Source organism: Bradyrhizobium cenepequi (genome assembly GCF_020329485.1).
Classification (GTDB): Bacteria; Pseudomonadota; Alphaproteobacteria; order Rhizobiales; family Xanthobacteraceae; genus Bradyrhizobium; species Bradyrhizobium cenepequi.
In genome coordinates this window covers 54,473-65,000 of record NZ_JAGKJI010000030.1, presented here as the reverse complement: position 1 = coordinate 65,000, position 10,528 = coordinate 54,473, and the positions used below count along the sequence as shown (strand labels likewise).

Below are 10,528 nucleotides of genomic sequence, written 5' to 3'. Positions count from 1 at the left end.
GACCGTGCCGTTCGACACGGCATCGAGCACCTGCAGGCCGGGCACGATTTCGCCGGCCGCGAAGGGCTGGATCTGGAATCGGTTATCGGTGATCTCGGCCACGCGCTTGCAGAAGAATTCGCATCCGCCATAGAGCGTATCGAGCGCCTTCGGCCAACTCGCCGTCAGGCGCCATTTCACTTCAGGCATCGATTGCGCGACCGCGGGCGCAGCAATAGCGCTCGCGGCGAGCGAGATGCCGCCTGCCTTCAAGAATTCACGACGTTTCATTGCGTTTCCCCTCTAGCTGATGTCGATACCTCGACGAGGGACAACGATCTTGAGTGTCGTTTTTGGCTTCGTCGGTGACCGACGCTGGATTGTGGTGATTAGGTTCGCAGGCCTTCAACAGGCTCTTGTTGTTGGAATTCCGAAACTTCCGGTTCCGTCAGGGAGCATGACCGTTCGGGCTGCGATAATCAAGCGCTATGCTCTATCGCAGATGCGAAGCGCGCGCTCAATCTTCAGGCAGGCACGCGCTCGACACCTGTCGCCTTACTCCCGCCGAACGCAGCTTCCATCGCCTTGCGTATCTTGACCGTCTCGCTACCAGCGTCGATCTCGACATCGCTCCAGCGCACCACTGCGCCATGCGCGACATTGTTCTTCAGCTTCACGCGATGAGCGAGCCCGATCGGCAGCGCGCCGGCGGTAAGACTCGCTTGTGCCGGCATCAGCTTCCCCCACACCGTATAGCCGCCTTCGCCGTCGAGCTCTTCGCCTGCGCGCAGATCGCGCTTGGCAACCGCGGCGACGTCGCCGCGAAAGCCGTGCGGCTCGCCGGTCGGCTCATAGCGCAACGCTGCCGATAGCACCGAGATGTTCAGCTCCAGTCCGATCAAATGATAGGGCTTGTACATCGCCGCATAGCGGCCTGAGGCGTCGGTCTTCAGCCCATATTGCTTGAAGCAGTCGGCCGCATAATCGTTCGGCGCCTCCAGCACGACATAGACGCCCCAGCGCAGGTCGCGGAAGACCGGACGGCCGTCGCGCTCGATCGACGACACCACTTCCACCACGCCCGATTTCTCCAGCACACCGCCTTTCTCGCACGGCCGCAAGATGTGCGGGAGATCGTCGACGCCGCAGGGCGGGAACAGAAGGCCATCGGAGGGCACGTCGAGGCCGGTGACGTTGGCAATCGCCGCCATCTCGATCGCGGACTTGGTGCCGTCGAGGAAGGAGTTGAACATCTGCGGATTCATGCCGGCGGATTGCGCCTCGCCGGCAGTGAGGCCGTAGTGGCCCCAGACGCCTTCCGGCGTCACGTCATGATAGGCCGGCAGATACTTCGTGCCCTTGCCGGCGGCGACGACGCGAAAACCGGTGGCGCGTGCCCAATCCACCATCTCCGCCGTCAGGGCCGGCTGGTCGCCATAGGCGAGCGAATAGACCACGCCCGCCTTGCGCGCTTCTTCTGCGAGCAGCGGGCCCGCCAGCACGTCGGCCTCGACATTAACCATGACCACGTGCTTGCCGGCCGCGATCGCCGCGCGCGCATGTTTGATGCCGACCGCGGGATTGCCGGTTGCTTCCACCACCACGTCCATCGCGCCGCCCGCAATTGCCCGCGCGCCGTCGTCGGTGAAGGTGGTGGCCTTGATCCGTGCCTCGTCCCAGCCGACGGTGCGGCACGCCTCGCGCGCGCGCTCGCGGTCGAGATCGACAATGACCGGCACCTCCAATCCCGGCGTGTGCGGCACCTGCGACAGGAACATCGAGCCGAATTTTCCGGCCCCGATCAGCGCTACGCTAACCGGCTTGCCGGCGGCGGCGCGGGCTTTGAGGAGGTGGTGGAGGTTCATGGGGGGAATCCGATGCTAATTGGCTTGGTCATTCCTGGGCGACGCCACCGGGTCCGCGCAAAGCGCGGCCCGATGACAGGCTCCGCGTCGAGCCCGGAATCCATTTCTCCGCTTGCGCGTATGCGGCCCGATGGATTCCGGGCTCGCGACTTCGTCGCGCCCCGGAATGACAGCGAGAGAGATTACTCCGCCGCCTGCCGCGGTGCACGCGCCAATCGGACCAGCGCGCCGTCCTCGACCGTCTGGATCGGCGCGAAATCGCGATGGGCGATATACTCCGGCCGCGTCGGGGTGCGGATGTAGTTCGAGACCGCGTTCAGCGTCAGATACACGATCTTGCGCGGATAGGGCGTGATGTTGCCGGCCGAGCCATGCACGAGATTGCCGTGGAACATCAGCATGCCACCGGCCTTGCCGGTCGGCGCGACGATGCCGCCTTCCTTCACCAGGCGCGTCACAGTCTCCTCGTCCAGCGTCCACAACGGATAGGAGGTGGTCTGAAGGTCATGGGCGGCCTTGAGGTCGCCGGCGTGATGGCTCTTCGGCACCAGCATCAAGGGGCCGTTGATCGGCATCACCTCATCGAGGAAGATCGCGATGTTCATCGCCCGCGACTCCGGCATGCCATCGTCACGCTTCCAGGTGCCGTAATCCTGGTGCCACTGCCAGACGTCGCCGGTGAAGGCCGCTTTCGCATTGATCTTGAACTGGTGCATGTAGACCTTCTCGCCGAAGATCTGCTCGACCGGCTCGATCATGCGCGGATGCGCGCCGAGGGCCCCGAAGGCCTCGTTGTAGAGATGCGCGGCAAAGGCGGTGCGCGGGGCGCCGCTCTTCTCGCGCCACACCTCGGGACGGTTGGCGTCGTAGATACTCACCGCCTCGCGCGCGAGGAAATCCACCTCTTCCTGGCTGAACAATTCGGGCAGGAACAGCCAGCCCTCGCGGTTGAAGAATTCGATCTGCTCTGGCGTCAGTTTCATGGTGCTTCCTCCTTTTGGTTTTCTTTCATCTTTCAGTCGTCATGCCGCGATGGTGGCGACTCTCAATCTCTCCTCGGTCATCCGTCCTGCGGTCTGCGCATGCGCGAGTGCGGCGGCCTCGGCCGCTTTCGCGTTGCCGTCAAGGACATAAGCGGCGATCTGCTCATGTTCGGCCCAGGCGCTCTCGCGATAGTCGAGCTCGGCAAGTACGGTCGCCATCGAGCGGCGCATATGCGCCCATTGCGGCGCGATCATCTCCTCGATCGCGGGATTGCCTGACAGCACATAGATCGCGCTGTGGAAGTCGACATCGCGCGCGATCAGTTCTGCGAGCGGGGTGTGCGCGTCGATCGCGCGTCCGGCGGTGAGCGCCGCCTCGAGCCGTCCACGGCAGGAAACATCGGTCCTGCTGCGCCCGGCGGCGAGCCGCGCCGCCAGCGCGTCGATCGCGCCGCGGACCTCGTAGAGCTGGCGAATGCGCTGCGGATCGAGTTGGGTCACTTCGAAGCCGCGGCGGCCGCTTTCGGCGACCAATCCCTGGCGGTGCAGCAGATGCAGGGCGTGCGACACCGGCTGGCGCGACACGCCAAGCTTCTCGGCAAGCTCGTTCTGGGTAATGCGCTGCCCGGGCGGCAGCGTGCGGTCGATGATCGCCTCCAGGATCCGCGCATAGACCTGGTCGATCAGGTTGGGTAGCGGCTCGAGCGGCAGCATGCCGGGCGTTCCCTTTGGAATACGGAATTCCGTATTCGGAAAGGCTACTCTCGGCCTGAGACGCGGTCAAGGCGAACCTGGCCGCCCCCGCGCTAACTGCTCTGGAGCACCTCGACGTCGAATGCCGCGATCCGCTCGGCATCGGCAATGGCCTCGAATGCCGTGATCGTCTCGCCAACAATGGTGAACTGCAGCAGGATCCGCAGTTGCCCACCGAGAATGACCGCCAGCGCCGGACGGCCATCGACCAGCGCCGGCCTTGCAGTCTGCGCACGTCCCCTGAAGGTTTCGGCGACAGCGGTCGCGCCGCGGATTTCCGCCAGCGATCCCAATCGCTGCGCCGCTTCGTCGGCGCGGAACACGACATTGGGATCAAGCACCGCGAGCAGGCCTTCGAAATCGCCGTCGCGCGAGGCTACCAGGAATGCCTCGACGATCCTGCGTTGCCGCGCCGCATCGATATCGGCTGGCTCGCGCGAGCCCTGCACGCGGCGCCGGGCACGGCTTGCGAGCTGGCGCGCCGCCGCCGGCGTGCGGCCGACAATCGGCGCGATCTCCTCGAAGGGAACGGCGAACATGTCGTGCAGTACGAAAGCCAGCCGTTCGGCGGGCGCGAGCGTATTGAGGACCACCAGCAGCGCCGCCCCGACGGAATCGGCCACCTCGGCGTCGCGCTCATGCGTATCGTGCGCGGCCGGCTCGGGCACGTGCGGCCCCATAGGTTCCTCGCGGCGGGATTTGCGCGCGCGCAGCATGTCGAGGCAGACGCGGGCGATCACGGTGGTCAGCCAGCCTGCCAGATTGTCGACTGCGGAGGCATCGGTGCGGCTCAGCCGCAGCCAGGTCTCCTGCACGGCGTCGTCGACCTCGCTCGTCGAGCCAAGCATGCGGTAGGCCACCGCGCGCAGATGGGCCCGGTTGGCCTCGAATTGGGCGGCCCGAAAGTTTTTCTCGTCCATCGGTCACACTCTTCACCTCGGATCCGTCATGGCCATGACGAAGCAAATCCAGTCGATGTGACAGCAAATCGGCCGGACCGCGTCAAAGGCAACGGTTAAGGAGAACCAATGATGCAAGCCCGCATGAACCACCCGGTGATGGTCATTCCTGAGGCCATGACGACGATGCAGACGCTCAGCAACCTGCCGCACGGCAGCCTGCCGGAGAAACTGCTCGAACTCGTGCACCTGCGTGCCAGCCAGATCAACGGCTGCAGCGTCTGTGTCGACATGCATCCGAAACTCGCGAAGAGGGCAGGCGAAACCGACGAGCGGCTGTTCTGCGTCGCCGCCTGGCACGACGCGCCCTACTTCACCGACGCCGAGCGCGCCGCGCTTGCGCTGACGGAATCGCTGACCCGGCTGAGCGACCGCGAGGAGGGGGTGCCGGATGCGATCTGGCACGAAGCCGACAAGCATTTCAACGAAAAGGAACTGGCGTCCCTGATCCTTGCGATCGCCGTCATCAACGTCTGGAATCGCCTTAACGTCGCCGTCCGCCAACCGGTCGGCGCATGGAAGGTGTGATCGCCGCGACCCTTCGCCCGGATGGAGCGCACGCTCCATCCGGGCGACGCTTCTTGCTCTGGCTTATGACCCCGCCAAAAAATCCAGCACGATCTCGCAATAACGCTGCGGAGCCTGCTCGAACATCGGATGGGTCGTGCCCGGGATGATCTCGGTGCGCGCGCCCTTCACATGGGCTGCCAGCGTGTGCAGCACCTTCGGCAGCGCTCCCTTGGTGTTGGCGCCGCCGATGAACAGCGTCGGCGTGCGGATCGCCTCGGCGTCCGCCTTCGAGAATGGCGGACGCTTGTCGCGCGTCTGGCCGATCAGCGTCGTCGCGTTGTCGCGCAACGGCTCTTTCACGGCCGCCGGCAGTCGCTTCCAGGCGCCGGGACCTTCCAGCGCATCGATGAAGATCTGCAGGCCGCCATCGATGTCGCCCCGGGCAATCACCTCGGCCGAAGCCGCGATCCGCGCCGCCAGCGGCGAGGGACCGGGTTTGAATTCGGGATCGAGCGTTGCGTCAAGCTCGCCGCCGGGCTCGGCCAGGATCAGCTTGCGGAGCAGATCGGGACGCCGTTGCGCAACACGGAAGGAGACGTGTCCGCCGCGCGAATGCCCCATCAGGTCGACCGGTTTCGGCTCAAGCTGCTCGATGAAGGCGATGACGTCTTCGACGTGCTGGGCAATCGAATAGGTGTCGCCGATGCCATCCCAGCGGTCGGGGAAGAAATGTCGCAGGCTGACCGCGATCACGCGGTGTGTGCGCGTGAGCGGGCCTAGCGTCGCCGACCAGATGCGGAAATCGCAGAGCGAGCCGTGCACGCAAACCAATGGCGGGCCTTCGCCCACCTCGAGATAGGCCATGTCGTATCCATTGACGCTAACAGTTTGCATGCGAACGCTCGTGGAAGCTGAAGATACGGCTCATGATTCCACGGAAGGGAAGCGCTGCCCATGCCAGAAAACGCAGGGCGGAAGCCTCGCTTTTTCAGGTGGATGCCGCCGAATCCGGTATTGCCGATGTCTCGGGTTCCGGTCAGGATTCGGGTGGTTAGCAATATTCGCCAAGCCTAGATTTCGCGACAAGGATCAAGCTCCTACATGGAGCAAAGCGGATATGGAGCAAGCCATGACCGGCCAGCATTTTGCGATCTTCGACACCGCGATCGGCGCTTGCGGCGTCGTGTGGGGTGAGCACGGCATCACCGGCGTGCAACTGCCGATGGGAACCGAGGAAAAGACCCGCAAGCGCATCCAGCAGCGGAGCGGCGAGGTGACTGAAGCCACACCGCCGGCGGACGTGAGAAGCGCGATCGAGCGCATGACCGAACTGCTCAAGGGCAAGCCGAACGATCTTGCCGATGTCGTGCTTGATCTTGACGACGTGCCGGAGTTCAACCGCGGCGTCTACGACATTGCGCGCAGGATTCCGCCGGGCAGGACCATGACCTATGGCGAGATCGCCAAGCAACTCGGCGGCATCGAGCTGTCGCGGGACGTCGGCCAGGCGCTCGGCCGCAATCCGTGCCCGATCGTCGTACCTTGCCATCGCGTGCTCGCGGCCGGCAACAAGCCTGGCGGCTTTTCCGCGAATGGCGGTGTGGTGACGAAGCTGAAGATTCTCGAGATCGAGGGCGCGATCGTCAACCACACGCCGAGCTTGTTTGATTGAGTTCCGACGGTGCAGCGAACTCCGACTACCTCCCGAAGGGAGAGGTCGCGCCAAAGGCGCGGGTGAGGGGTTACGGTCCCTCGATCGAGCAAAACCCCTCACCCGGATCGCTGGCGCGATCCGACCTCTCCCTATGGGAGAGGTAAAGATGAGAGCTACGCGGTCGCCTCGCACGAAAACCCGTCACCTCTGCGCCTTATCTTGCCGACCGAGGGCGAGGGGAAATGCGCGGTGCAGCAGAGCGTGGCAGTGTCGCAATAGCGCTCCAGGAAATTCCGCCGCGTCCGCGCCGCCTGCGGCTGATCGACGTCGAACTTCGCCGACAGTTCGGGATAGCGCGTCTGCAACGGCGAGTGCATGAGATCACCGGAGAACACGGCGTCGTCCTTGCCGCGCCCAAGGGTGAAGGCGACATGGCCCGGCGTATGCCCGGGCGTCGACAGGATGCGCGCGTGATCGCCGATCGCAAAATCATGGTTCACGATCGCCTCGCGCTTTGCCTCCACGATCGGCAGCACGCTGTCGACGAAGGGCGGCACCGCAGCCTTCTCGTTCTGCGCGGTCCAGTAATCGAACTCGCCTTTGGCGAAGACGTAGCGCGCCTTCGGGAAGGTCGGCACCCAGCGGCCGTTTTCCAATCGCGTGTTCCAGCCGACATGGTCGACATGCAGATGCGTGCACATCACATAGTCGATGTCCTCGACCGAGAACCCAGCCGCGGCGAGCCCGCGCATATAGGTGTCATCGGTCTTCATGTTCCATTTCGGCCGCTGCGGGCGCGGCTTGTCGTTGCCGATGCAGCTGTCGATCAGGATGGTGTGATGCGGCGTCTTCACGACATAGGACTGGAAGCACAGCAGCAGCACGTCGCTATCATCGAGCGCGTTGGCCTCGCGCATCCAGGCCCGGTTCTCGGCCAGCACGTCCGGCGTCAGACCGGGCAGCATGTCCAGCGCCGGCAGGAAGGTCGTCTCCTGCTCGATGATGCGATGGATGGTGAGGTCTCCGATCGAGAAGGTGAGGCTCATGGCAGGCTCCGCTTCACGCTGGCGGCGGCACAGAGATCTTGACCGACGGCCGCTCCAGCATCTTCTGGTTAAACGCATCAAGTTTCGGATAGGCCTTGCGCCAGCCGCAGTCGGGGAAGCGGAAATCGGCATAGCCGAGCACGCAAACCAGTCCGATCTGCGCGACATTGAACGGGCCGGAGAGCACATCCTCCCGCTGCTCGAACCGCGCCATGCCGGCCCAGGCCCGATTCCAGTGGTCGTCATACCAGGCTTGCCACTGCGAGCCCTGCGGCCGCGCCATCTTCTCGTAGCGGCACAACAGCATGGAATCGAGCATGCCCTGCAGCAGCGAATGGTCGGTCTTCGCCTTCCAGCGCGCCGGTCCGGATGCCGGAATCAATTTTCCGCCGCCGGCGAGATCGTCGAGATATTCGACGATGACGTAGGAATCCAGGATGACGTCGCCGTCATCGAGGATCAACACTGGCAGCTTCTTCAGCGGATTGACGTCGCGCGTATAGGTGTCATTCGCCGTACCCGGTGCGACCGTGGTGGGGACCAGTTCGATCTTGTCGATCAGTCCAGTCTCAGTCGCGGCGATCCGCACCTTGCGGGCAAATGGCGAGGCGGGCGAGAAGGTGAGCTTCATGGGAATGCCTCTTCAGTCGTAGGGTGGGCAAAGCGAAGCGCGCCCGCCATCACGTGCAAGGTCTGGAATGGTGGGCACGCTTCGCTTTGCCCACCCTACGCGGCTACGTGGTCATTGCGAGGAGCGTAGCGACGAAGCAATCCATGTCTCAGCAAGTGGCGCCATGGATTGCTTCGCTTGCGCTCGCAATGACGTGGAGAGAGCGGCTGTTACGCCGCGACGATCTCCTGGCGCTGCTCGCCGAGGCTTTCGATGCCGAGCGTCACGACGTCACCGACATTGAGGTATTGCGGCGGCTTCATGCCGGTGCCGACGCCGGGCGGGGTGCCGGTCGTGACGATGTCGCCGGGCAAGAGCGTCATGAATTGCGAGACGTAGGAGATGCACTTCGCCATCGAGAAGATCATGGTCGAGGTCGAGCCGGTCTGCCGGCGCTGGCCGTTGACATCGAGCCACATCGAAAGGCTCTGCACGTTCGGAATCTCGTCCCTGGTGACGAGCCAGGGTCCGAGCGGGCCGAAGGTGTCGTGCGATTTGCCCTTGGTCCATTGGCCCAGGCGCTCGATCTGGAAATTGCGCTCGGAGACGTCGTTGCAGATGCAGTAGCCGGCGATATGATTGAGCGCATCGGCCTCGGAGACGTATTTGGCGCGGGTGCCGATGATGGCGGCGATCTCGACTTCCCAATCGAGCTTGGTCGAACCGCGCGGCTTTTCCACCGGATCGTTCGGGCCGGAGAGGGCGGTGTTGGCCTTCAGGAAGAAGATCGGCTCGGAGGGAATGGGGTTGCCGGTTTCCTTGGCATGGTCGGTGTAGTTCAGCCCGATGGCGACGAATTTCGAGATGCCGGTGACCGGCGCGGCGAGGCGCGGGTTGCCGGGAACTACTGGCAGCTTGGACGGATCGAGCGCGGCAAGCTTGGCGAGGGATTGTGGCGAATAGGCCTCGCCGGTGAGGTCCTTCACATGCGCCGACAGGTCGCGCAGTTGGCCGGATTTATCGATCAGGCCGGGCTTTTCCTCACCCTTCGCGCCGTAACGAACAAGCTTCATTTTTGATCACTCCCTAAACGGGTTTCTTGGGGCTTACGGACTTGCGACGCTTCATGGAACAGCGCGGGGCGAAATTCAACTGCCGAAAGCGCAGGGTAGGGCGGGCACAGGCGCGTTAGTGCTCTGCACACCCTGATTGCAGCAAGCTATCCAAGCGCGGTGAACTTGAAGGCATCTCCCTCGCGTTTGATGTGCCCGGCATTGAAATGGCCGCCGATCACTAGCGTCGGCGTATCGGCGAAGCGGGAGAATAATTCGCGCCGCGTCACCACCGACTGCTCGGGGTCTGAATCCGCCGTCGAGGACCAGTCCAGATGGGCCATCTGGCAGGGATGATGGGCGACGTCTCCGGTGAGCAGCCCTTCCTCGCCGTCGGAGCGGATATGGATGCTCATATGACCCGGGCTGTGGCCGGGCGTCGGGATCAGCATGATCTCGTCCGTCAGGCGATGGTCGGACGGCACGAGGTCCGCCCGGTCGGCATCCGCGATGGGCTCCACGGAATCGGTAAACACCGCGATGTGATCGGGCGATTTGCCGTGGTCGCGCCAATGCTCGAATTCGGTCCGGCCGAACACGTAGCGGGCCTTGGGGAAGGTCGGCACCCATCGGCCGTCGACGAGCTTCGTGTTCCAGCCGACGTGGTCGACATGCAGGTGCGTGCACAGCACGGTGTCGATGCTCTCAGGCGGAAAGCCCGCCGCTGTCAGGGTCTCCAGGAAGGGATGCTTGCGGTTGTTCCAGGTGGGCACGTTGCGGCCCTGCTTGTCATTGCCGAGCCCGGTATCGACAATAATCCGCCGCGTCGGCGTCTCCAACAACAGCGAATGGATCGACATTTTCAGCCGGCCTTCGTCAGTGGCGAAATGGGGAATGAGCCAGGGCAGCTTCTGGATTTCTTCAGAGGTCGCGAGCGGCAGGATGAAGCGGGTATGCCCGACCGTCTCCAATTCGACGACCTTCGTGATCTTGACCCCGCCTACTTTCCACGCCATCCGCCGCTTCCTTCTTTTTGTGACGCTTTGTTACCGCGGAAGATGCTGGTTTCCGCTGGCCCGCGCAATGGATCATCCCGCACGATCCGGCGTTATCGGAT

Annotated in this window: 12 protein-coding genes (1 of these 12 only partly in view); 2 read left to right on the top strand and 10 right to left on the bottom strand. The window is 63.8% G+C overall.

Annotation, left to right across the window (positions count from 1 at the left end):
- From J6497_RS26850 to J6497_RS26830, 5 genes are all read right to left on the bottom strand, one after another.
- Positions 1-270 carry the 5' end (the start) of a TRAP transporter substrate-binding protein gene (locus tag J6497_RS26850; RefSeq protein WP_225707287.1) on the bottom strand. 819 nt of this gene lie to the left of the window's left edge, so the window shows 270 of its 1,089 coding nt (coding positions 1-270); the start codon lies at positions 268-270; its stop codon lies off the left edge, out of view.
- 233 nt (positions 271-503) lie between these two features.
- Positions 504-1,844 carry an NAD(P)H-dependent oxidoreductase gene (locus J6497_RS26845; protein ID WP_225707286.1) on the bottom strand — a complete coding sequence of 447 codons (1,341 nt, stop codon included), beginning with the start codon at positions 1,842-1,844 and terminating at the stop codon, positions 504-506.
- 182 nt (positions 1,845-2,026) lie between these two features.
- Complete coding sequence (locus J6497_RS26840) at positions 2,027-2,827, bottom strand: phytanoyl-CoA dioxygenase family protein (RefSeq protein WP_225707285.1); 801 nt, start codon at positions 2,825-2,827, stop codon at positions 2,027-2,029.
- Between the two features lie 39 nt (positions 2,828-2,866).
- A complete protein-coding gene (locus tag J6497_RS26835) occupies positions 2,867-3,541 on the bottom strand; it encodes a GntR family transcriptional regulator (RefSeq protein ID WP_225707284.1) in 675 nt (224 codons plus the stop codon).
- A gap of 92 nt (positions 3,542-3,633) precedes the next feature.
- Positions 3,634-4,500, bottom strand: a complete 867-nt coding sequence (locus J6497_RS26830) for a sigma-70 family RNA polymerase sigma factor (protein ID WP_225707283.1) — start codon at positions 4,498-4,500, stop codon at positions 3,634-3,636.
- Between the two features lie 111 nt (positions 4,501-4,611).
- On the opposite strand from J6497_RS26830, the gene J6497_RS26825 reads away from it, so the two are divergent.
- Positions 4,612-5,067 (top strand): carboxymuconolactone decarboxylase family protein, encoded by a 456-nt coding sequence (locus tag J6497_RS26825; RefSeq protein ID WP_225707306.1) that lies wholly within the window; start codon positions 4,612-4,614, stop codon positions 5,065-5,067.
- Between the two features lie 63 nt (positions 5,068-5,130).
- Here J6497_RS26825 and J6497_RS26820 read toward each other — a convergent pair whose 3' ends face one another.
- Positions 5,131-5,943, bottom strand: a complete 813-nt coding sequence (locus J6497_RS26820; protein WP_225707282.1) for an alpha/beta fold hydrolase — start codon at positions 5,941-5,943, stop codon at positions 5,131-5,133.
- Positions 5,944-6,178: 235 nt separating this feature from the next.
- On the opposite strand from J6497_RS26820, the gene J6497_RS26815 reads away from it, so the two are divergent.
- Positions 6,179-6,721, top strand: a complete 543-nt coding sequence (locus tag J6497_RS26815; protein WP_225707281.1) for a methylated-DNA--[protein]-cysteine S-methyltransferase — start codon at positions 6,179-6,181, stop codon at positions 6,719-6,721.
- Positions 6,722-6,876: 155 nt separating this feature from the next.
- Here J6497_RS26815 and J6497_RS26810 read toward each other — a convergent pair whose 3' ends face one another.
- The 4 genes from J6497_RS26810 to J6497_RS26795 form a co-directional block, all read right to left on the bottom strand.
- Complete coding sequence (locus J6497_RS26810) at positions 6,877-7,749, bottom strand: MBL fold metallo-hydrolase (RefSeq protein ID WP_225707280.1); 873 nt, start codon at positions 7,747-7,749, stop codon at positions 6,877-6,879.
- Between the two features lie 13 nt (positions 7,750-7,762).
- Positions 7,763-8,380, bottom strand: coding sequence for a glutathione S-transferase family protein (locus J6497_RS26805; RefSeq protein ID WP_225707279.1), 618 nt, complete (start codon positions 8,378-8,380; stop codon positions 7,763-7,765).
- A 209-nt stretch (positions 8,381-8,589) separates the two neighbouring features.
- Complete coding sequence (locus J6497_RS26800) at positions 8,590-9,432, bottom strand: fumarylacetoacetate hydrolase family protein (protein WP_225707278.1); 843 nt, start codon at positions 9,430-9,432, stop codon at positions 8,590-8,592.
- A gap of 146 nt (positions 9,433-9,578) precedes the next feature.
- The gene (locus J6497_RS26795; protein ID WP_225707277.1) at positions 9,579-10,427 is read right to left on the bottom strand and encodes an MBL fold metallo-hydrolase; all 849 of its coding nucleotides are present in this window, start codon (positions 10,425-10,427) and stop codon (positions 9,579-9,581) included.
- Positions 10,428-10,528 lie beyond the last annotated feature (101 nt).